Genomic DNA, 22,221 nt, shown 5'->3' with positions numbered 1-22,221 from the left:
TTTGGGGGAAATCACCATGCAGCCCATTTTTATCTCCATCCATCACGGATGAAATCTCATTTTTTACGCTTCTTTCTCCGGATGTTTCTTTAAATCAACAACCGGGTTTACAAGTGGTGTCATCTCGAATCCGTCCGGTCCGGTGATGCGGCACTCTGCTACATCGCCATCCTGGATGTGGAACGCTCTCGGTGTTCCGGTGGAAAGGATGTCTCCGGCGTACCAGCCCTGGATGCTGCTGTGCAGGGATACCAGACGCGGCGGTCTGTGGGTCATGTTTGCTACTACGTTTTCTGCATGAACTTCACCGTTGTGAACACTCTGAACCAGAAGTTCATTGACATCCGGTACCTCATCCGGGGTTACAAGCTCCGGACCGAAGGAGAAGAAGGTCGGGAAGTTCTTTACGATAGTTAAATATCTCGGATTGCCGCTTACATAATCATTTCCCTTTAAGATGGATTCCTCGGTCATATCAAGGATGGTGGTGTAACCGACGATGGCATCCTGCCAGTTTTCTTCGGATACATCTCTGCAATCCTTGCCCATGATGATTCCAAGCTCAGCCTCTGCGGTGGTTTTCTGTGCTTCTTTTAACTTCGGAAGCAGGATTTCATCGCCCGGACCAATCAGGGTGTCTGCCTGCTTGAAGAAGCTTCCCGGAAATCCCTTCGGAGCTGCAGAACCGATGTCTCCGGCATGGTCTGCATAGTTAAGGCCGATACCAAAGATACGTTTCGGGTTGCGGTAGAGCGGTCCGTATACAACTTTCTCGCTCGGAACCAGTCCCGGAATACTTTCCAGCTCTTCCTTGCCGCCTGCGTTATACCATTTTGTCAGTCCCGGAATCTGCTGCTTCTGGATGAGACTCATGACATCCTCGGCCCATGCAGTTCCCTTTGCTGCATTCAGTGCCTCAATCGGAAGCACTCCATTCTTTAAGACGATACCGGCTTTTTCTGTTCCGTTCACTTTGATAGTTGCAAATCTCATATGGTTTCCTCCTTTATCTGTCAGAGATTGCTTCTTCAGAAGTTCTATTTGTCTGTTTCTTTTCATTTTGTTTCAGCGTCTGAAACCCAACCTCTTGAAGCTCTCTGTTTCTTTCTGACATTACTTTACCATTCCCACCAAAAATGTTCCAACTCTCTTTCGAATATGGACGTATAGGTAAATGGTTATGGACCATAACGTGTCTAAAATGATACTTGACCTTCCCTAATAAGCGAAAATACGCCTGGATACAGGCTTTCCTTGTAGTTGGAGGAAGTGGAAATGCCTGTTCCAGACGTATGATTTTAAATATATATAATCGTTTTATTATGGCTTTTATAAGTTAATCATTCTAGTAGTATGTTTGATGTCCATAGGAGAATCCTTATGCCTGTCCATGGCACTGAGAATTTGAACACTTATTTTAATATGCAGCCTTGAAAAACGGCACCAGTGCAATCGCTTTCGCACAGTCATGGGAATAGCCGCCGCCCAGGCTCTGCATCCGAGTTTCTATTTTTTCAGCTACGGGATATACTCTAGCATTTTATCTGATAAAAATCCAAGTCACTTTTAAATATGGCTCTATAAGCAGATTCCTATCAATATTTTATGAAATTTTAAACTATTTTTTAGCCAGTAGAATGTATTTGATAAAATCATCTACTGTTGCCCCCACGCCCGGATAGCGCTTCATCGACAAAAGGATTGCACGCTTTGCCAGCGGATCGCCAATCTTGTAATAACAGAGTTTTTCCGTTTTCTCTGTGTATTTCAGCAGTGCATCCCTAAAAAAGATGATACCGGACTGTCCGCTCCGCGCCACATTATAGGCAGTCTGAAGCTGATCAAAATACATAATCACCTTCGGCTCGAAACCAGCGTGGGCGCAGATATCCATACTCCTTTTATAAGAATCCTGATTCTTTTTCAGCATCAGAAATGGTTCTTTCGAGACTTTGGAAAGGTCCACCGCACGCACCGCTTCATCCAGAAAACTCCGCTCCAGGATTGATTCCCTGGAGATCTGAAACTCTTTCAGCTTCTCATTCACAGCAAAGGAAGCAGGAACCGCCATAATCATATACTCATACCCCAGCGTCACACTCTCAAACATCTCCGGGTCGAGTGCCTCGACATCCATCGTGATATCAAACTGCCCGGTTCTAAGCCCCGCATCCATCCCTGAAATATCCGTCTCCGTCACGTTGATCCGGCACTTTGGATTCAGTCTGCAATAGCCCCGGATCACCTCCGGAAGAAAATACGCACAGAAATATCCGGAGCTTCCGATGTTAATCACACCGGAACGGATACCCGCCAGCTCTGCAAAATGCTGCTCCATCTCATTGCTGAGCTCGTATATCTTCCGCGTTTTTTCCAGATAATACTGCCCCGCCGGGGTCAGTGCCACCGGGTTCACATTCCGGTCAAAAAGCGAGATCCCATATAACTCTTTCTCAATCTTTTTAATCGCACCGCTGAGCGCCGGCTGGGAAATATAGAGTTTCTGGGCTGCTTTTGAAAAACTTCCTTCCTTCGCAATTTCCATCACGTATTCATACTCACGCTTACTGAACATACTCCCATCCCTCCATTGTATCTTTACGTACTACTTTATCTTTTGTCCGGTTATATGTTTAAGCCACTCTCCGAAAAAAAGTAAAAATATTTTTTATGTCATTATAACGAGTTCTTTTTATCACGTCAATTCTGTAATGTATACTAATTTTACACAATTTTCAGTCTCTAAACAACAATCCGAGCATTTTTCACTCTTGCTTTATGAGGCGTTCTTTCCTATAAAACAACGAAAAAGACGCTATGCTGAAGCCTCATTACTTCGTACACAGCGTCTTTTTATCCAGAATTTTATTAAAATCTAAAATTTGAATTATTCAGCCTGCTCAGACTCTTTCTTTGCGTTCAGGTACTCCTGGATGTTTGCCATAACCTCGTCTGCGTTCAGACCATGTACCATGCAGGCCTCCTCCAGAGACTCACCGATCGAAGACGGACAGCCAACACAGTGCATGCCTGCCTCCATCAGAACATATGCAATACCCATATCATACTGAAGCATCTCGCCCATCGTGGTTGCTTTTGTGATTTCCATGATAAATTTTCCTTTCTATTCATACTTGCAGTCTCTTACGCAGCTTTGCGGTTTTCACCGCCGCTGCAAAAACACCGCGATTATTCTTATGCTTTCTTATATTAACACGAATCGCGCGGTTTTACTATCTTTTTTTGTGAAACATAGAAAATGTTACGATTCACTGGAAAAATTTTTCTGAGCTGAAAATTTTGTACAATCCGGCAGCAGCATTGCTCTTCTCTTGCATCCTCTTCTTATTTCTCTTATAATTACCATGATTGTTCTATGTTTTCCTGTATTGAGAATACGATAGTCACTGGCTCCGTTTTTCTGCCTGTGTCGGAAAACATTTTGATTTTTATACATTAAGGAGTTTTATAAAATGGATCCCTTTTCCATGTTAGAATTACTATTATCCGAAAACCAGTTCGAACTTATTCTCCCGGAAACCGGCACTTCTGCTCCCGACACGATCCGCCTGGTTTACCTGATGAATGATGCAGTCGAAAGTTTCCTTCTCTTCCACAACGCCCGCCTGACCGGTACCTACGATCCGGCATACGAGGGCGAACTCGATGCCCTCTTAACCCAGGATGAAAACGAACGCTACGCCCTGATCGTCCATCAGGGAGACTCGGTTGTCACACTCTTTTTCGAAGATCTGACTCTCGAAAATCACTACTATGACTACAGTCAGATCGGGCACTTCTGGATGAAAGGCTACGAATACCTCCGCCAGCTCGAATACCGCATCGCCATCCTGCGCGACAAACTCGACTATCTGGGGGAAAACTCCTGCAACGCAAACGAGCGGGAGCTTGCCTCCCTCGCGGAATTTCCTCCGCTAAACGTCTGCTGCTACCCGGCGGTCCCGGAAAAATACCGCGTCATCCGTGAAAATTCCTGGCATCTCTCCGAAGACGCTTCGCGCGTCTTCCAGTCCATCGCCGTCGAAGCCGGTGATCCAAAACTGCTACATCGCCTGAAGGACTATGAGCAGCACCCCACCAAGCGCCGTGCCCGTCAGATTGCCCGCCTCCTGCACCGGAACACCCATGCCAAGACAGTCGATCTCCTGACCCGGAAACTTCAAAAAGCCTCTTCCGCCTATCCGTCCCGCACCTTCGGAAAAGCCCAGCAGACCCGTCACCTGGCTCTCGAACTTCTTGCCAAAAAAAGACAGAAAGAGCTTGAAAAGCGCGGCATCCGCTCCGAACTGCTGCGTGAAGAACCCTTTACGACAGCGCAGGATTCGATTGAATTTAAGATGCATTTAATGATATGGGAGAAAGGAATTTTGAACCGTAAGGCGAGGATTGAAACCTGGGAGGAGCCGTAGTGGGACGTGAAAAACCTGAGAGCGGCAGCACTGGAAGCCGTTCTCAGGTTTTCACCTTGTTTTTAAGAAAATGATGGTTGGAATAAAATAATTTATTGCAACAGATCCTGCCGGTTGCAGTACTCTGTATGCAGCAGCTTATGTGACAGCTCCCCGCACGGTTCTCCCAGATACGTCTCATAAATTTTCTGGATCGCCGGGTTCTTGTGCGACTGTCTGACCGGAAGCTCTGCCTCTGCCTCATAGATGGCTTTCTTCCGCTTCTCCATGATCGACCATGTCTTAGGCGGATTTCCACCGCCGCCGATGCAGCCGCCCGGACATGCCATGATCTCGATAAACTGATAATCGGCGGTTCCGTTTTTTACCTTTTCCAGCAAAACTTTCGCATTTTTAATGCCATGTGCCACCGCTACCTTGATGACTCTGCCGTTCAAATCAACCTGTGATTCCTTGATTCCCTCGAAGCCGCGGACCGGTGTATAGTCGAGATGTTCCATCTCTTTGCCGGTTACCACCGCGTAGACGGTGCGGAGTGCCGCCTCCATGACGCCGCCAGTCGCACCGAAAATAAGTCCCGCGCCGCTTCCTTCGCCAAATGGATCGTCAAACGGTGTATCCGGAAGCTCGGCAAAATCGATTCCACCGGCACGGATCAAGGCAGCCAGTTCCTGAACCGTGATGGAAATATCCACATCCTGGTAGCCGCTGTCCTTCATTTCCGGACGGGTACACTCAAATTTCTTTGCTGTACATGGCATAACCGAAACGCTGCAGATATCACCCGGATCGATTCCCTCGCGCTTTGCAAACCAGGTTTTAATCAGCGCGCCGAACATCTGCTGCGGAGATTTCGCCGTCGATAAATGCTTTGTATACTCCGGTGCATAGGTTTCACAATATTTGACCCACGCCGGACAGCAGGAGGTGATCATCGGCAGGGTTCCGCCGTTCTGCAGGCGGTTCAAAAGCTCGGTTCCTTCCTCCATGATCGTCAGATCGGCAGAGAAATCGGAATCGAATACCTTGTAAAATCCCAGGCGCTTGAGAGCCGACACCAGACGTCCTGTGCTGACAACGCCCGGCTGTTCGCCCAGTGCCTCCGCCAGCGTAATGCGGACGGACGGAGCCACCTGAATAATCAGTTTTTTGCCTAATTCTTTCTGGCGATATAATCCGTAGGTATGATAATGCACCGTCAATGCGCCGGTCGGACACACCTGCACGCACTGGCCGCAGTTAATACAGTTGGTATCAGCCAGTTTTTCCCCATAGGCCGGGGCGATCAGCGTATGGAATCCACGGTTTTCCTTCGAAAGGACGTTGATTCCCTGAATCTCATTGCAGACCTCCATACAACGCCCGCACAGAATACATTTCTGCGGATTCCGCATGATGGCCGGGGAACTCCAGTCCTCCTTCTGATGGCGGAGCTGCTTGTCATAGCGGATGTCCAGATGCATACCAACATCCTGCGCTACCTTCTGCAGATCGCATTTTCCATCCTTCGGACATACAAGACATTCCTGCGGATGTCTCGCAAAAATCAGTTCCAGAATATTTCTTCTCGCTTTCAGTACCTTCGGGGATGCCGTCTGCACGACCATTCCCTCCGAAACCGGTGTGCTGCACGCCGTCGGAAGCAGTCTCTGTCCTTCTACCTCGACCACGCAGATACGGCAGACCGCCTTGATGCTCAGATCCTCATGATAACAGAGAGTCGGAATGTGGATACAGGCTTTTTTCGCCGCCTGTAGGATCGTCGTTCCTTCCTCCACCTCTACCGGCTGCCCGTCGATTGTCAGATGTACCATCATTCTTCTCTTCCTCCTCTCCGCTCAAATCGTCCCGCGTAGGATGTTCCCCGGCTGCGGTGTCTCGCATACGCGTCATACGAATCATACATGACATCGCGTTCACCGACTGCTGCACGCCGTCTTCCCATCCGGCTGTTCCCATCGTTTCTATAATCTTCTTCTGCTTCATAAATTCCTTCCGCCACGGCTGCCTGAGCGCAGACCGGGCAGTAATCGCGGTCGATGTGCGCCAGATATTCCTTACGGAAGTTCTGGATGCTCGTCTGCACCGGAACAGCGGTCGAATGTCCCAGACCACACAGGGCAGTCAGGCGCATCGTCTCCGTCAGCTCATCGATTTTTTCCAGATCCGGCAGAGTCGCCAGCCCCCGGCTGATGCGGGTAACCAGATTGTAAAGCTGCTGGCCGCCCTCGCGGCACGGTGTACATTTTCCGCATGACTCGCCGCGGAAGAAGTCCAAATTGTTTCGCACAATATCTACAATACAGTTGCTGTCGTCGATGACCAGAATCGTACCGCAGCCAAGACGTCCGCCGGATGCCGAAACTGTATCAATATCCAGTGTCATATCGATCTGATCGGCATTGATGATCGCACCGGAGGTACCACCGGTCTGCACGCCCAGAAGCCCTTTTCCATCCGCGATGCCGCCGCACACTTCATAAATGATATCTTTGAGGTTCACGCCCATCGGAAATTCAAATACGCCCCTGCGGACTACATTTCCACAGACCGTAAAAAGCTTTGTGCCAGGGCTGTTCGCTGTGCCGATGCTGCGGTACCATTCCGCTCCGTTTAAGAGGATCGGTGCAATATTCGCCAGCGTCTCTACGTTATTTAACATGGTCGGTTTTCCAAAGAGTCCGTGAATGCTTGGAAACGGCGGCCGGAAACGTGGCTCGCCTCGTTTTCCCTCAATGGACTCAAACAATGCCGTCTCCTCGCCGCAGACGTAAGCACCCGCACCAGAGCGGAACTTGATTTCAAAGTTAAAACCGCTCTCCATCATATTTTTTCCTAAAAATCCGCGTTTTTCCGCATCCTCCAGCGCATCTTTTAATACCGGGAACAAATATGTATACTCGGCTCTCAGATAAATATATCCGGTATGGGCGCCGACTGCTTTTCCAGCAATCGCCATGCCCTCGAAGACCGCACACGGGTCGGTCGAGAGAAGAATCCGGTCTTTATTCGTTCCCGGCTCTCCCTCATCGGCGTTACAGACGATGTATCTCGTTGGGTCAGATGCGTGGGCGGTAAACTCCATCTTGCGATAGGTCGGGAATCCCGCACCGCCGCGTCCACGAAGTCCGGAGGCGCGGATCACATCGATAATCGCTTCACTGTCCATCGAAAGTGCTTTTTTCAGCGCTTCAAATCCGCCGCGGTCCGCATACTCCTGTGAACTTCTCGGATTAATCTTGCCGCGGTTTTTCAGCAATACGTGCATTTCCTCCATACTATTCCACATCCTCCCGTATATATTGTTTGATAATATCCCGCACCGATTCCGGCGTCAGGTTGCCGTACACGTGCTCATTGATCATGATCGCCGGGGATATTTCACAGAGTTCCAGGCAGGGACAGTATTCCAGGGTGAACCTTCCGTCCTCGGTCGTCTCCCCGATGCTGATGCCGAGCTGATCCTCCAGCGCCTGAACGACTGCCTGCGCCCCATGTACGTGGCACGGCGCGCTCTTGCACATCCGGACAATGTAGCGCCCCCTCGGTTTTACCGACAGCATCGCATAAAAGGTGATGAAACTGTACACCTTGTTCATCGGAATATCCATCTCCCTGGCGATGACTGACGCCACCTCCTTGGAAAATGCCGACACAACCTTCTGCGCCCGGATGATCACTGTCATCAGCATATCCGGTCTGCCTTTGTATTCCGCCGCAATCGCAGCCACCTGTACCAGCTTTGAAGCCGGTGTCTTATATACATAACTGTCCCTGTCCATCCTGCTCCCTCACTTTCAGTTTGTATTTTTCCAAACTCATTTTTTGTTTGACTAACTGTCTGTTTGATTTTTTCTCAATTATAGGGATGCACTGACAAATTGTCAAGAGAAACTTACAGTTTGGTTTGTTAATTGACAAACAGTTTGTCTGAGAGTATGATGAAAGAAACAGGTTTGCTCTCATTTCCCGTTATCTTGTACCTGAATTTTTGATTTTTAAACAAAAAAGGAGAACATTCTCTTATTTATGTTCCCTATCTACTAACTTTTTTCTATAGAAACAGGATTGACGCAGCAAAATGAACGCGATAAAATTTTTTTCAGGAACTTTGACAAAAGAAAGACAATCCCTGTGCATTTCATTTTCCGAATTATTTTAAGACGCAAAATTTTGCGATACACACTCGGGGCACAGAGCACCCCAAAGGAGGTATTCATGGAAATTTCCAACTACATGGACTTTCAGTTTCTCATCCGTTTTCTCGAAGGACTTCAAAAGTTTCTCGGAGATAACTGTGAGATCATCGTCCACGATTACCGCAAAGGCTACGATCACACGATCGTCTACGCATTCAACTCACAGCTAAGCGGGCGCGACGTCGGCGGTTCCCCGCGCGGCGGCATGATCACACAGCTCGGCAATGATATCGAGCCGCTCAAGCATTCGATCATTTCCCTCGATACCAGCCAGAAAGACCGGCTTTTTAAGTCCTGCACAACGCTCATCGAGGACGAACATCACAAAATTATCGGATCTGTCTGCTTAAATATGGATGTTCGCGATCTCTATCTGGCACAGAGCGCCCTGCAAAATCTGATCGGACGCCCAGGCACCATCGGCGTATCGGCAGCTGTGGGCGCACAGATCGACGGCATGTCTGGCTGCACACCATCCGGAATGGCTTCTGATGGCACCTTTTCAGGAACTGGCAGCACGGACGGCACGAATGGCGCAAATCAGGCAGCCATGTCTGACCGCGACTTTATTCTCAAAAAGAATGTCGATGATATTTTACAGCACTATATTTATCAGGCAGAGTCCATGATCGGAAAACCGATGATGCTGATGAACAAGGAAGAAAAAATTCGTGCACTCGACTATCTTGACCAGAAAGGCGTCTTCAAGATCACAAAAACCAGCCTGCTCCTGTGCGACGCGATGCAGATTTCCAAGTATACACTGTATAATTATCTGGAAGAAGCGCGGATTTCACGAAAGAGTGAAACGAATGAATAAGAATCATAAACTAATTCTTTCAACCTCTGTTTGCTTATCCTTTGATTCATTTTAAAATATAAAAGACCTGAAGAGCAGCCATTTACCGCACCTTTCAGGTCTTTTTATATTCATTTACCATATTTACATTATTTTCTCAATTTTTCTAGTATTCTTTCTATTATTGTTGCTTCTTACCTATTCTTTTTATCCTATAAACAGACACCACGCCGGAATCGTAATCATCGAAATCAGCGTTGTGAGCACTACCGTTTTCGCTGCAAACGGTGCATCGCTGTCATAGCGCGCCGCAAAGATCGCTGCAGTTGCACCGGCTGGCATTCCCGTCATGATGACTGCCACACCTGCTGCCACCGAATCCAATCCGACCGCCAGGCTGATTCCATATGCCAGAAGCGGAAGAAGGAACAGACGGAGCACACTGAATTTGAGGGCCGTCGGATTAATAATCTCACGCAGTTTCACATCGGTCAGAATCGTACCGATAATAAACATCGTCAGCGCCGAGTTACAGTTTCCAATGTAGGTAACCGTCGATTTCAGCACGCCCGGAAGCTGCAGCTGTGTCGCCATCAGGAACATACCGATGTAGACACCGACCAGACACGGGTGCGTCAGGACATTTCTCAATACCTTTTTCCGGTCAGAACCGCCTCCAACAAAATAGGATGTACCCGCCGACCACATGACAACGCGCATCGGAATCAGGAAAATGGATGCGTAGAGAAGTCCCATACTTCCATATACGCCTTCCGCAACCGGGTTTCCAAGGAATCCGCCGTTGGAAACGATCGTACAGTATTGAAGCACCTTCCGGTGCTGCTCTGAATATCCCTTAAACAGCACTTTGTTGAGGGCCACACAGACAAGCTGCAAGACAAATCCAACCGCCAACAGCAACCCGCACGTTTTAAAAATCGAAGCATCAAATGAAATCAGGCACGATTTCACAATATTGCAGGGAATCACGATATTCACGCAGAGATCCGTCAGACATTTTTCGCCTTCCTTGCTGATGATCCCGCGCCGTTTCAGTACCGCACCCGCCAGTATCATCAAGAATAAAGAACCCTGTAGGTTGCAAAGTTCGAGTAAATTCATATGGCTCTTCCTCCTTTTCCTACGACCTTCTTATGAGACGAACCAAAAAACTCCAGATCGGCAGTATGTACAGATACGACGCCACCACCACACTCGCAATCGGAGCACCGACGGCTGCCAGAGGAACGGCTCCGGCGATCGACCACGGAACCAGCGGTGCCAGCACAACCGCCGTATTTTCCAGATCGATTGCAAATCGTTTATTATCTGGATTTCCTTCCTTGCAGAGCTGATGGGTCAGCATGATCGAAAGCGTCTGGTTACAAGCGATCATGGAAGCAACTGCCGCCACCGCAAAGGTCGCACCAAACGGAGTAATTTTCCGGCTCAACGCCTCTATTTTCCCCTGAATCGGCTTCAAGAGCCCAGTTCCCTCGAAAATTCCTGCATAACAGGAGGACAGGCTCACAATCGCAGCCACCTTAATCATTGATTTCAGGCCGCCGCCGTTCATCATAGCATTGAGCGCCGGATCGCTTGCCTGATAACCGGTCAGGCACATCTGTAAAATTTCTTCGATTGTCCGCCCCTGCAGCACCACGCTCAGAAACGCCGCCAACACAATGCTGATCAGCATCGTTTTCTTGACCTCCACCCGGAACACAGACAGCACCAGGATAATCGCCGCCGGGATCACCGCGCTCCAATGAAGTACAAAACGATTGGAAAACAGCCCTTCCACATCCATCCGTCCGTTTCCGGCACTCATGGAACGTCCCACTATATAATAGAGAATACATGTAGCCACAAATGGCACCAGCGATGTCTTTATCATTTCGCGGATATTTTCATAAATATCCGTCTTCGTCAGCACACAGACAAGATTCGCGCTGGACGATACCGGTGAACAGCGGTCGCCAAAATAGATGCCAGAAAGAATCGCGCCGCCGATCCAGAACGGGTCAAGCTCCATCGCACGTCCCATCGCCATACAGATAACACCCATCGTCGCACCGGTTCCAAAGGAGGTTCCGGTCAGGATCGACACCATACAGTTAAGAAGGAACGCGATCACCAGAAATGCCGACGGCGACACCAGCTTCGACGACCAGCACACGATCACGGCGATCGTGCCGGACGCCCGCCACAGCGCTGTGATAAAGCCAATAAGTCCGAAAATCATCAGGATATTGCGGACGGTTTTAACGCCGGAAAGCGACATTTTTCCGAGTTCCGCAAGGCTGTGCTTCCGAATCAGGCCATACGCACAGAAAATCAGATAGCCGCCCGCCAACGCCCAAAGCACGGACGCGCCGGTAAACACGCAGCCTGCCAGCGCCGCGATAAATGCAAGTAATACAATTCCCTCCAGCATACTTCCTCTCTCTTTCCTACTAACCTGTTATTTTTCATCATAATCTTTTGTTTTTGATGTTTTTAGTATATTCCTGTTCCACCTTAATGTCCATCTGTTATTTTATGTATTAAATACAGCTAATTTTTGTATCTTACGCAAAAAATCCCTGCTTTTTCTCTATTCGTTTGTTTCTTGATCTAAAAAAGAAGACTTCCCAACATTTTATAATCGTCCAGCTTTCTTCTACTTTTTTCTATTTCTTCATATACTTTTCTAACATACCCTCCCCGGAGATCTGCCATGCGAAGATTTCATCCTTTGATTACCGGAACCCTGCTCCTGACGGCAGTCGGATTTTTCTGCCGGATTCTCGGCTTTTTCTACCGCATCTTTCTCTCCCGGACGATCGGCGCCGAAGGTCTGGGTTTATATCAGATGATTTTTCCCATACATGGCATCGCATTTGCTCTCTGCGCCGGTCCAATCCAGACTTCGCTCTCCCGCCTGACCGCCGCCTCCCCGGAAAAGGGACGCGCCTTTTTGCGGGTCAGCCTCGCACTCTCACTATCGATCGCCCTGCCGCTGACCTCTTTGATCTACACCTTCGCCGATTTTCTCGCCGCGCGCGTCCTTCTTGCGCCCGAATGTGCGCCGCTTCTGCCCGCACTCGCCCTCTCGATCCCCTTCTGCGCGATCCATGCCTGCTGCTGCGGGTATTATTACGGGCTCAAAAAAACGGCAGTCCCGGCGTTTTCACAGGTGGTTGAGCAGTGCATCCGCATTTTCTCCGTCCTGCTGATCGTCCATGTCTGCCGCACGAACAGGATTCCGATCACGGTGCTGCTGGCTGTCTGGGGGCTGTTGATCGGAGAAGCGGCTTCGGCGGTGTTCTGTCTGTTAGTTTATGGATGCTCTAAGTCCGTTGCCATACTGCCAAATGCAAACACACCTATTACTCCCCTGCTCCTCCCCCTCCTCACCATGGCACTCCCCCTCATGGCGAATCGCCTCACGCTCAGCTTTCTCCAGAGTCTCGAAGCCATCTTTGTACCGAACCAGCTTCTCCTCTCCGGGCTCTCGCGGGTTGAATCGGTCAGTATTTACGGAGTCCTCACAGGCATGGCACTCCCCTTTGTCCTCTTTCCATCCGCCATCACCAACTCCCTCGCCGTCGTCCTGCTCCCGGCAGTCTCGGAGGCGCAGGCGCAGAATCAGCCGGACAAAATCGAACGCACCATCTCCATGGCGCTCCGATACAGCCTGTACATGGGAATTCTCTGCGTCGGGCTCTTCACCCGCTTCGGTCCAGCACTGGGCGAAACCTTTTACCACAACGCCGATGCCGGACGTTTCATCCAGATTTTATCCTGGCTCTGCCCGTTTCTCTACCTCTCCACTACCATGGGAAGTATTTTAAACGGACTTGGGAAAACGGGAACCGTCTTCGTCCACCATACGGTTTCCATGCTTCTCACCCTGTCGCTCGTCCTTTTCGCCATCCCGCGATGGGGAATTTTCGCCTATCTGGCGGCGCTTCTCATCAGCGAACTGGTGCTCGCCTTTCTCCACATCCACGCCCTCGCCTGCGAAGTCCCGATCCGCCTGCCAGTCAGCCAGGGCATTGTAAAACCGGCATTCTGCCTGCTGGTTTCGATTGGGATGTTAGAAGTTATTCCAAACGCGTCTTACCTGCCTCACCTGTTTCCGCCTGTCCTCATCCAGTCCGGTATCCTTTGCCTGCTGTATATAGGAGGACTGCTTCTCTTACATACAGGTACAGTCAAACAATAAATTATATGCTATTTTGCTATATCCCTTAAATGCAATATGTTTAGGTATTTTCTGGCAATTTACATTTTTTTATTTTATACTTATTACATTCAGGGGGATTTACAAAGGGGGAACTTTTTTGAAATACGATATCAATTTTCGGCATTTAGAATATTTTATCAAGGTAGCGCGCCTCGGATCCATCAATAAAGCCGCCCAGGCGCTCTATATTTCCCAGCCGTATCTTGGGAAAATCATGCACGATCTGGAAGAAAATCTCGGCGCCAGGCTCTTTAACCGCAGCCGCTCAGGCGTAACATTAACGCCTGAAGGAATGGAATTTCTGACACATTCCGAAAAAATCATTGACGAAATGGAACAGCTCTGGTTTCAGAAAAAGAAGGAACAAATCAAAATTTCTGATCCGCTGGCTGTCTCCATGACACGTTTTTCCCATATCATGGAAAGTTTCAGTGAAATCGTCCTGCGCCACCGCGATCAGCCATCCTTCTCCCATCGACTGTATGAAGGCAATTCAGACGAAGTCATCGAGGATGTGGTATCCGGGCGTGTCGATGTAGGCGTGTTTCATTTTGACAGCCGCAAACGGCGTGAAATGGATGACCTGCTCGAATCAAAAGGGCTGGAGTACCATTTTCTTGCCAACATCGAACCACACATTATCATTTCCCGCAAACATCCGCTTCTGCTGCAACAGAAACCGGTCAACCTGCACACACTGGCAGAGTACGGCTTTCTCTGGTATCTTGGACAATGCGATGATTATATTTACCAACTTCTCTCCGAAGGGGATCAGGATGCAGAAAAAATGCGCTCGAAAATCACCTATCTTTCCAGCCGCGCCACCCTGATGTACATGATCTCGATCAGTGACTGCTACAGCATCGGCATCCACGATTTTGCCAAACAAGAAGCCTCCTACCACTCCACTTCTATTCCGATTCCAAACTGTGGTTTTATGCTGGAATTTGGATATGCAATGCGGAAAGACACGCCAATGACGGCGATCGTACAAGAATTTATTTATGACTTAAAGAAAAAACTTCTCTAAAAAAACATCATCAAAGCTGCCGGACATTCACAGCCGTCCCGGCAGTTTTTTTTGATCCTTTTCAGCACCTCTTCCCCGTTCATCATAAATATTTATTCATATCTGACATATATATCCCGTTATACCTTTTTGTCATATCCCTTAAAGCTGACACGCATTATACAAACTGCCTTCCCCATGCTACCATACTATCAGAAAGCAACACCGAATAAAAAACAGGAGGCGTTTAAGTATGAAAGATGTACTTGAACAAGCCGTTGCACTGGGAAAAACACATACCCATGAGGGTGCAGTTGCCACCTACATACCAGAGCTTGGAAAGGTAGATGGCAGTCAGCTCGGAGTCAGTGTTTTTTGCCGGAACGGCAAACGGATTTCCGTCGGAGATACGAAAGTCCGATTCAGCATTCAGAGTATCTCCAAAATCATCACCCTTGCAGTCGCGCTGGAAATCTGCGGCTTCGACCAGGTATTTAAAAAAGTAGGCATGGAGCCGACCGGCGATCCATTCAACTCGCTGATGAAACTGGAAAATACAGACAGTTCGCCTTACAACCCGATGATCAACGCGGGAGCCATCGTGGTGGCAAGCTGCCTTGCTTCCGAAATCAGTTTTGACACCATGCTTGACACCATCCGGGCTCTCTGCATGGATCCGGACATCGACCTCGACAAAAAGGTCTATCACTCGGAAATGTCCCATATTTCCCGCAACCGGGCAATCGCCTATCTGCTGGAAAGCAAGGGCTACATTGAAAAAAATAAGGATGTAGAAAACAGCCTGCATTTTTATGTCAAAATGTGTTCTCTCAGTGTGACAGCCGAAAGCCTCGCCGGACTGGGACTGATTCTCGCCAACGATGGCATTCATCCAGACACGGGAAAACGGCTTTTAAGCAGCCAGACAGTTAAAATCGTCAAAACACTCATGTTTACCTGCGGTATGTACGATGGTTCCGGCGAATTTGCCGTCCGGGTCGGCATCCCATCCAAAAGCGGCGTCGGCGGTGGTATCTTATCAGTGGTAGACGGCGAGATGGGAATCGGCATCTTCGGACCGGCGTTAGATAAAAAGGGGAACAGCGTCGCTGGAGAATGCGTACTGGAATATATGTCACATGAACTGCATCTCCATATGTTTGATCCGCAGCGGCACACTTTATAGCAAAAACAATATGTAAATTGTATGAGAGGGGTATTTTAAAATGGCAGATTTATACGCAAAGATAATCGGCACAGCAAGCAACTATCTTTACAGCTACGTGTTAATCATCCTGCTGGTAGGCGGCGGCATCTATTTTACCATCCGCACCAAAGGGGTACAGCTTCGTTACTTACTTGAATCCATCCGGGTTATCTTGGAGCCATCCGACAAGGAAGATGAGTCTATTTCCGCCTTTCAGGCATTGATGGTTTCCACTGCTTCGCGCGTCGGCACCGGAAATATCGCCGGCATTTCTACCGCCATCTGTTTCGGCGGTCCGGGCGCTATCTTCTGGATGTGGATGACCGCGATCCTCGGAAGTGCAACCGCATTTGTAGAAAGTACGCTGGCACAGATCTACAAACGCCGTGCCGAGGACGGAAGCTGCTACGGCGGTCCTTCCTACTATATTGAAGCCGTTCTGAAAAAAAGATGGCTGGGTGTTCTCTATGCTATTTTCATGATTTTGACTTACATGGTTGGATTTAACCTCGTTGCATCCTTCAATGTGGCAGATTCTTTTAAAGTATACAGTTTCTACAATCCAAGCCTGACTCCGATTCTCATCGGTATCATCCAGGCTGTTATCTTCGGCATCTGCATCAGCGGCGGCGGCAAACAGATCGCTAAAATCACAGGAATTCTTGTTCCGGTAATGGGCGGACTTTACATTGCAGCTGCCCTGCTGATGATTATTCTCCACGGAAACATGATTCCGGGTATGTTCGCAAGCATTTTTGAAGGGGCTTTTGATATTCAGGCTATCTTCGGCGGCTTCATGGGATCCGTTGTGATGCTCGGCATCAAGAGAGGCTTGTTCTCCAATGAGGCAGGTGTCGGTGCTTCCGCTACCGCAGCCGGTTCCGCGGGTGTCAGCCACCCGGTCAAACAGGGTCTTGTTCAGGTATTATCCGTATTTATCGATACTATTGTCATCTGCTCTGCAACCGCATTTTTACTGCTCTGCTCCGGCGTTGCACCGAGTGCAGACATGGCTGGCATGGCATATGTGCAGGCAGCTATGAATAACGTATTCGGCACCGCAGGTGTTGTATTTATCACATTTGCCCTGATTTTATTTGCCTTTACCACGCTGCTCGGAAACTACTATTTTGCTGAAACCGGCATGGCTTATCTCTGCGGCAAAACTCCGGTCAAGGGCGTCCGGATTACCCAGAGAGTGATCGCTATCGTGATTGTCCTCATCGGTTCTGTGGCAAGTCTCGGCATCGTGTGGGATACCGCCGATGTCCTGATGGGACTGATGGCTGTCATCAACGTACCTGTTATCTTCCTGATTGCCAAACCGGCGCTCCGCTGCCTGGAAGACTACCGGGCACAGAAACAGGCTGGGAAGAATCCGGTCTTTAAAGCAGCTGATATTGAGTTGAAAGAAGAAACCGATTTCTGGAATTAATAAAAACAAAAATCCGCATAAACAGGGCTGTCAGAATCTTTCCCACACATGGTTTCAACCACACTGTGCAAAATTCCGACAGCCCTGCCTGTATTTTTTCATATCTGTATTATATCTATCTTTTTACCGTTTTATTAATCTGCAGCCTTATTTGCGGTTCTTCTAAATCAAAAACATTCCAGCTGCCAGCAGCACCACTCCGACGGCGGCTCCCACCATCCAGTTCGAAGAAGATATTTTCCCCGATCAATTTTATCAAAATCTCTATTTCTATATCTTATACTCTCGTAAATAGCAGATTTTCTGTTTCTACTCCTGCTCGTCCTCTTTCAGCACGTACGGCGTCATCTGGTATACATAGTAATTCAGCCAGTTCGTGTACAGCGTGTTGGACATATTTCTCCATTTCAGCACCGGCATGGAAAATGGATCGTTGTCCGGGTAATAGTTGCACGGTACCTGCGGATTTAAGCCTTTTTTCAGATCGCGGTGGTACTCGTTGTTTAACGTCATGCGATCATACTCTGGATGCCCCTGAACGAAAATCTGGCTTCCATCCTGATTCATCACCAGAAATACGCCAGCCTCATCCGATTTCGCCAGAATCTGCAATTCCGGATGTTTCAGAATATCCTCTTCCCGGTCTTCCGTGTAACGGGAATGCGGGCAGTAAAAATAATCATCGAGACTACGGACCAGCGGGATCTTCCGGTTCAAAAGACGATGTCTGTAAATGCCGGAAAGCTTTGTCTTTCTCTGATGTTTCTGAATTCCATAATGATAATAGAGTCCCGCCTGCATACCCCAGCAGATATGAAACGTCGAGGTCACATGCGTCTTGCTCCACTCCATGATCTTCGTCAGCTCGTCCCAGTAGTTGATCTCCTCAAACTCCATATTCTCCACCGGCGCACCGGTAATAATCATACCATCAAAGCGCTTGCGGCGGATCTCGTCAAACGTCACATAAAACTTATTCAGATGCGTCTGCGATGTATTTTTCGAAACGTGGGTTTCCAGCATCAGGAATGAACAGTCCACCTGCAGCGGCGTATTCGAAAGTGCCCGCAGAAGCTGCGTCTCCGTATCCTCCTTGATCGGCATCAGGTTCAGAATCAAAATCTCAAGCGGACGAATATCCTGGCTCATCGCCCGATCCTCATCCATCACAAATATATTCTCCGATTCCAAAATTGCCTTAGCAGGAAGATCCTTTTGTATTTTAATTGGCATGGTTATATATCCCCTTTTTATATAAAATTCGTTTGAATTTTAGGATTCTATTATATACCGATATGATTCATTTCTACTTACAATAAAAACTATATCAGCATTCCTAATCATAACACAAGCTACAAAAAAAAGCCAGCTAAACACTGTCTGGCGTCCGGCTTTTTCACCTCTCTTATAGCTTCAAAAACTCCTCCTCCGAAAGAATCGGCACCCCCAATTCCCGCGCCTTCTTATTCTTCGAGGACGACGACGCCACATCATTATTGATCAGATAATTCGTCTTGGACGTCACGCTTCCGGTCACCTTGCCGCCGCGGCGCTCAATCAGCTCCTGCAGCTCTTTCCGGTTTTTGAAATGTTCCAGCGAACCGGTAATGACGAAATTCATCCCGGCGAATGCCTCATCTGCACCCTCGCTGCTTTCTTCGTCTTCTGCCTCAAAGGTCAGCTCCGCCAGCAGATGATCGACGATCGCATTATTCTTTCCATCCGAAAAGAATGCCGTCCACGCCTGCGCCAGAACTTCCCCGATTCCATCAATCTCGACCAGCTCTTCCACGGTGGCATGGCGCATCGCCTCAAAATCATTTTTAAAATGACGGCAAATCATCTTGGCATTTGCCAGACCGATGCCTGCAACGCCCAGACCGTACACCATTCTCGGCAGGGTCGTGTGGGACGCTTTCTCAGCCGCCGCAATCAGATTGTCATACGATTTCTGCCCGAATCCGTCCATCTCGACGATCTCTTCCTGATGGCGGTCCAGATGGAAAATATCCGCATACTCATGAATCATGCCGACGCCGATAAATTTCTCCAGCGTCGCCTCTGAAAGCCCCGCAATATTTAAGGCATCGCGGCTTGTAAAAAGAGTAAAACTCTTGATCTTCTTCGCCTGGCAGTCCGGGTTCGTGCAGTAGAGTGATTTTACATCGTTGAGCTGGCGCACCTCCGTCTGACCGCCGCACACCGGACATGCCTCCGGAATATCCCGGACGCCGCTGCGCGTCAGGTTATCCGCGATCTGCGGAATGATCATATTTGCCTTATAAACCGTAATCCGGTCGCCTGCCCCCAGTTCCAGCGCCTCCATGATGCTGATGTTGTGGACACTGGCGCGGCTGACCGTCGTTCCCTCCAGCTCAACCGGTTCAAATACTGCCACCGGGTTAATCAGCCCCGTTCTCGACGCGCTCCATTCAATATAGAGAAGCTTCGTCTCCTGAATCTCATCCGCCCACTTGAATGCGATCGAATCGCGCGGAAATTTTGCCGTCCGCCCCAGCGACTGGCCGTAGGCAATATCATCATACAAAAGCACCAGTCCATCCGACGGCGTATCATTTTCCGCAATCGCCTCAGAATACATTTTGACCGTCTCCGGCAGCGTCTCTTTTGTCACCTCATGGTACTCTACGACCTCAAACCCCTGTGTTTTCAGCCACTCAAACTGCTCTTTCCGCGAATTTTTGAAATCAATGCCATCCGCCTTTACAAGGCTGAACGCATAAAAATGGACCTGTCTCTGCGCTGTGATTTCGCTGTTTAACTGACGCACCGAACCGCTGCATAAGTTTCGCGGATTCTTATATTTCGCATCGACATCCTCGATCTGCTCATTGATCTTCTCAAAATCCGAATACCGGATGATCGCCTCACCGCGCAGGATAAGCTCACCCTGGTAGGAAATATTTAACGGCACATTGACGAACGCCTTTGCATTTGCCGTAATAACCTCGCCGATCTCACCATTTCCACGCGTAACCGCCTTGACAAGTGTTCCATTCTGATAGGTCAGGACGATCGTCAGACCGTCCATCTTCCAGGATAAAAGCCCGGTCTGCCCGCCGAGCCAGTCTGCCAGCTCTTCCACGCTCTTCGTCTTATTTAACGAAAGCATCGGTTTTTCATGGCGCTCCTTCGGAAGCGCACTGACTACCTCATATCCTACATTCTGCGTCGGGCTGTTCGCAAACACAATTCCCGTCTCTTTCTCCAATGAAACCAGTTCATCATAAAGCTTATCATACTCAAAGTTGCTCATGATCTCCCGGCTCTCCTGATAATAGGCGCGCCCTGCTGCCCGCAGCGTCCCAATCAGCTCCCGTATCCGTTTTGTCTTGTCCTCTGCCATCTATCTGACTCCACCTTTCCCATCGCTCTCTCCAACTGCCTCTGAATGCGTTTTCAAGCATTTCTATGCAACCTCATATGTGAACCTGCACTGACTGCCAGACAACATTGTCTCAGACATTCTTCTTTCCGTTCAAAATATCTTCTAATTTCTGTCTCTCTGCCGCTGTCACTTCCCGGTACTCGCCTGTTTTCAGCCCATCCAGCGTAATGTTCAGCATCCGGACGCGTTTTAACGTCTGCACCTGGTACCCCAGCGCCTCGCACATCCGGCGGATCTGGCGGTTGAGTCCCTGGGTCAGGATGATCCGGAAACTCGTCTTCCCGGTCTTTTCCACCTCACAAGGACGGGTAACCGTATCTAAAATCTTCACTCCTGCGCTCATCTTCCAGACAAACTCACTATCAATGGGTTTATCCACCGTTACCAGATATTCCTTTTCATGTCCGTAACGAGCCCTTAGAATCCGATTGACCAGCTCGCCCTCATTCGTCATGAGAAGCAGCCCTTCTGAATCCTTGTCCAGACGCCCGATCGGGTAAATCCGAACCGGATAATCTAAAAATTCGACAATGTTCTCGGCTCGATCCTTATCCGATGTGGTACACACGATCCCTCTCGGCTTATTCACAACTAAAAGCACTGGTGCATCCTTGCCGGACACCGCTACGCCATCGCACGCCACGCGCTGTCCCGGCATCAGCTTCTGCCCGACCTCTGCCACGCGCCCATCGATCGTCACACGCCCGTCCGCGATCCGCCGATCCGCCTCCCGCCGGGAGCAGATGCCCGCCTCGCTCAAAAAGCGGTTTAAACGAACGCCTTCCGCTGGAATCCGGGATTCCTGCTTTTCACTTGGCTGTGCTCCCTTGTATGATTTATCATTTTGATTTTTTTGCATTTTATTCATCTCATTTCGATTTATTGTGCCGTAGGATTCCGGCAACCAAAGTATAAAAATTATAACATTTTCGTCCATGGGGGTGAACCTCACATGGCTAAAGTCACATGCTTCTCAGCCGTTTTAAACGGCAAGACTAAATATCGGCGGATACGCCAGTAACTTAGAATTCGTGCGGATACGCACTTTTCCCATGCCGGATACGGCTGGTTTCCACATTACAGGTAGTCCGCTGTATATCTGCCTGCATTTATGCCGCTTTTAAATTGTTTACTTCTACATAAAGCTTTCTCAAATCTGCATAAACACAGGAGGTTCTACGCTTCACTGCAGGTACTTTTGCCTCCAGTGAAGACCTTTCCGTTTCCGGCAAGGGTTTTAAAAATTCCCGTATAAAATATCTCGCTCCGATATTATAGGATGCTGACAGGTCGCAGTTATACTGTTTTCCGGTCCGGAAGGTACATAGGCTATGGTTCTCCTGGTTTCTTACTACCGCTCCGCTTCCGTCACAGGCCAGCCTGCTGGTGTTCCGGGCACTGACCCTGGACACACGAATTCCGTTCCGATGTGCCTGATGTTCACACAGTTTCTGAATATCCCGCTTTCTCCATAAATGAAGCTTTTGTTTCTTTTTTCCGGA

At 48.9% G+C, this 22,221-nt stretch carries 17 protein-coding genes; 6 read left to right on the top strand and 11 right to left on the bottom strand.

Translation table 11 applies throughout. The features are described 5' to 3' along the window. Positions 1-63: 63 nt before the first annotated feature. The 3 genes from DXC57_RS11885 to DXC57_RS11875 all read right to left on the bottom strand — a co-directional run bounded on the left by DXC57_RS11885 (position 64) and on the right by DXC57_RS11875 (position 3,109). Entirely contained in the window at positions 64-993 is a 930-nt protein-coding gene (locus DXC57_RS11885) for a fumarylacetoacetate hydrolase family protein (RefSeq protein WP_118652799.1), read from the bottom strand. A gap of 625 nt (positions 994-1,618) precedes the next feature. Further along, complete coding sequence (locus DXC57_RS11880) at positions 1,619-2,575, bottom strand: LysR family transcriptional regulator (protein ID WP_117795998.1); 957 nt, start codon at positions 2,573-2,575, stop codon at positions 1,619-1,621. Between the two features lie 312 nt (positions 2,576-2,887). Continuing rightward, positions 2,888-3,109 carry a DUF1858 domain-containing protein gene (locus DXC57_RS11875; RefSeq protein WP_107001272.1) on the bottom strand — a complete coding sequence of 74 codons (222 nt, stop codon included), beginning with the start codon at positions 3,107-3,109 and terminating at the stop codon, positions 2,888-2,890. A 379-nt stretch (positions 3,110-3,488) separates the two neighbouring features. On the opposite strand from DXC57_RS11875, the gene DXC57_RS11870 reads away from it, so the two are divergent. After that, the gene (locus DXC57_RS11870) at positions 3,489-4,430 is read left to right on the top strand and encodes a DUF3878 family protein (RefSeq protein WP_182457302.1); all 942 of its coding nucleotides are present in this window, start codon (positions 3,489-3,491) and stop codon (positions 4,428-4,430) included. Positions 4,431-4,522: 92 nt separating this feature from the next. Here the strand turns inward: DXC57_RS11870 and DXC57_RS11865 are convergent, their stop codons facing one another. The 3 genes from DXC57_RS11865 to DXC57_RS11855 are packed head-to-tail and all read right to left on the bottom strand — an operon-like array spanning position 4,523 to position 8,212. Further along, a complete protein-coding gene (locus DXC57_RS11865) occupies positions 4,523-6,247 on the bottom strand; it encodes an NADH-dependent [FeFe] hydrogenase, group A6 (protein WP_333490944.1) in 1,725 nt (574 codons plus the stop codon). Next, the gene (gene nuoF, locus DXC57_RS11860) at positions 6,244-7,707 is read right to left on the bottom strand and encodes an NADH-quinone oxidoreductase subunit NuoF (RefSeq protein ID WP_182457300.1); all 1,464 of its coding nucleotides are present in this window, start codon (positions 7,705-7,707) and stop codon (positions 6,244-6,246) included. The genes DXC57_RS11865 and nuoF overlap by 4 nt, the downstream gene beginning before the upstream one ends. 1 nt (position 7,708) lies before the next feature. Further along, positions 7,709-8,212: an NAD(P)H-dependent oxidoreductase subunit E gene (locus DXC57_RS11855; RefSeq protein ID WP_118652793.1), complete on the bottom strand. Its 504-nt coding sequence runs from the start codon at positions 8,210-8,212 to the stop codon at positions 7,709-7,711. Between the two features lie 436 nt (positions 8,213-8,648). On the opposite strand from DXC57_RS11855, the gene DXC57_RS11850 reads away from it, so the two are divergent. Further along, entirely contained in the window at positions 8,649-9,449 is an 801-nt protein-coding gene (locus DXC57_RS11850) for a helix-turn-helix transcriptional regulator (RefSeq protein WP_107001276.1), read from the top strand. Between the two features lie 186 nt (positions 9,450-9,635). Here DXC57_RS11850 and DXC57_RS11845 read toward each other — a convergent pair whose 3' ends face one another. Together DXC57_RS11845 and DXC57_RS11840 are read right to left on the bottom strand one after the other, a co-directional pair. Beyond that, positions 9,636-10,550 carry an AEC family transporter gene (locus tag DXC57_RS11845; RefSeq protein WP_118652791.1) on the bottom strand — a complete coding sequence of 305 codons (915 nt, stop codon included), beginning with the start codon at positions 10,548-10,550 and terminating at the stop codon, positions 9,636-9,638. 19 nt (positions 10,551-10,569) lie between these two features. Next, positions 10,570-11,865 carry a Na+/H+ antiporter NhaC family protein gene (locus DXC57_RS11840; RefSeq protein WP_118467014.1) on the bottom strand — a complete coding sequence of 432 codons (1,296 nt, stop codon included), beginning with the start codon at positions 11,863-11,865 and terminating at the stop codon, positions 10,570-10,572. A 282-nt stretch (positions 11,866-12,147) separates the two neighbouring features. On the opposite strand from DXC57_RS11840, the gene DXC57_RS11835 reads away from it, so the two are divergent. From DXC57_RS11835 to DXC57_RS11820, 4 genes are all read left to right on the top strand, one after another. Further along, a complete protein-coding gene (locus DXC57_RS11835) occupies positions 12,148-13,638 on the top strand; it encodes a polysaccharide biosynthesis protein (protein ID WP_118652789.1) in 1,491 nt (496 codons plus the stop codon). Positions 13,639-13,756: 118 nt separating this feature from the next. Further along, a complete protein-coding gene (locus DXC57_RS11830) occupies positions 13,757-14,689 on the top strand; it encodes a LysR family transcriptional regulator (RefSeq protein ID WP_118652787.1) in 933 nt (310 codons plus the stop codon). Between the two features lie 232 nt (positions 14,690-14,921). After that, complete coding sequence (glsA, locus tag DXC57_RS11825; protein WP_118652785.1) at positions 14,922-15,854, top strand: glutaminase A; 933 nt, start codon at positions 14,922-14,924, stop codon at positions 15,852-15,854. 40 nt (positions 15,855-15,894) lie between these two features. Further along, a complete protein-coding gene (locus DXC57_RS11820; protein ID WP_118652783.1) occupies positions 15,895-17,310 on the top strand; it encodes an alanine/glycine:cation symporter family protein in 1,416 nt (471 codons plus the stop codon). Positions 17,311-17,619: 309 nt separating this feature from the next. Here DXC57_RS11820 and metA read toward each other — a convergent pair whose 3' ends face one another. The 3 genes from metA to DXC57_RS11805 form a co-directional block, all read right to left on the bottom strand. Then, a complete protein-coding gene (metA, locus tag DXC57_RS11815; protein WP_118652781.1) occupies positions 17,620-18,543 on the bottom strand; it encodes a homoserine O-succinyltransferase in 924 nt (307 codons plus the stop codon). Positions 18,544-18,715: 172 nt separating this feature from the next. Next, the gene (ligA, locus tag DXC57_RS11810; RefSeq protein WP_118570450.1) at positions 18,716-20,677 is read right to left on the bottom strand and encodes an NAD-dependent DNA ligase LigA; all 1,962 of its coding nucleotides are present in this window, start codon (positions 20,675-20,677) and stop codon (positions 18,716-18,718) included. Positions 20,678-20,789: 112 nt separating this feature from the next. Beyond that, a complete protein-coding gene (locus DXC57_RS11805) occupies positions 20,790-21,578 on the bottom strand; it encodes a pseudouridine synthase (protein ID WP_118652779.1) in 789 nt (262 codons plus the stop codon). Positions 21,579-22,221 lie beyond the last annotated feature (643 nt).

It is taken from the genome of Clostridium sp. TF06-15AC, assembly GCF_003481165.1.
Lineage (GTDB): Bacteria > Bacillota > Clostridia > Lachnospirales > Lachnospiraceae > Otoolea > Otoolea fessa.
This window is presented reverse-complemented; position numbering and strand designations above follow the sequence as displayed.

Excerpts from the sequence above, each read along its gene's own strand:
- DXC57_RS11850 (WP_107001276.1), top strand. The coding sequence starts at position 8,649 with ATGGAAATTTCCAACTACATGGACTTTCAGTTTCTCATCCGTTTTCTC.
- glsA (WP_118652785.1), top strand. The coding sequence starts at position 14,922 with ATGAAAGATGTACTTGAACAAGCCGTTGCACTGGGAAAAACACATACC.
- DXC57_RS11875 (WP_107001272.1), bottom strand. The coding sequence starts at position 3,109 with ATGGAAATCACAAAAGCAACCACGATGGGCGAGATGCTTCAGTATGAT.
- nuoF (WP_182457300.1), bottom strand. The coding sequence starts at position 7,707 with ATGGAGGAAATGCACGTATTGCTGAAAAACCGCGGCAAGATTAATCCG.
- DXC57_RS11845 (WP_118652791.1), bottom strand. The coding sequence starts at position 10,550 with ATGAATTTACTCGAACTTTGCAACCTACAGGGTTCTTTATTCTTGATG.
- DXC57_RS11835 (WP_118652789.1), top strand. The coding sequence starts at position 12,148 with ATGCGAAGATTTCATCCTTTGATTACCGGAACCCTGCTCCTGACGGCA.
- DXC57_RS11880 (WP_117795998.1), bottom strand. The coding sequence starts at position 2,575 with ATGTTCAGTAAGCGTGAGTATGAATACGTGATGGAAATTGCGAAGGAA.
- metA (WP_118652781.1), bottom strand. The coding sequence starts at position 18,543 with ATGCCAATTAAAATACAAAAGGATCTTCCTGCTAAGGCAATTTTGGAA.
- ligA (WP_118570450.1), bottom strand. The coding sequence starts at position 20,677 with ATGGCAGAGGACAAGACAAAACGGATACGGGAGCTGATTGGGACGCTG.
- DXC57_RS11885 (WP_118652799.1), bottom strand. The coding sequence starts at position 993 with ATGAGATTTGCAACTATCAAAGTGAACGGAACAGAAAAAGCCGGTATC.
- DXC57_RS11840 (WP_118467014.1), bottom strand. The coding sequence starts at position 11,865 with ATGCTGGAGGGAATTGTATTACTTGCATTTATCGCGGCGCTGGCAGGC.
- DXC57_RS11870 (WP_182457302.1), top strand. The coding sequence starts at position 3,489 with ATGTTAGAATTACTATTATCCGAAAACCAGTTCGAACTTATTCTCCCG.
- DXC57_RS11820 (WP_118652783.1), top strand. The coding sequence starts at position 15,895 with ATGGCAGATTTATACGCAAAGATAATCGGCACAGCAAGCAACTATCTT.
- DXC57_RS11805 (WP_118652779.1), bottom strand. The coding sequence starts at position 21,578 with ATGCAAAAAAATCAAAATGATAAATCATACAAGGGAGCACAGCCAAGT.
- DXC57_RS11855 (WP_118652793.1), bottom strand. The coding sequence starts at position 8,212 with ATGGACAGGGACAGTTATGTATATAAGACACCGGCTTCAAAGCTGGTA.
- DXC57_RS11865 (WP_333490944.1), bottom strand. The coding sequence starts at position 6,247 with ATGATGGTACATCTGACAATCGACGGGCAGCCGGTAGAGGTGGAGGAA.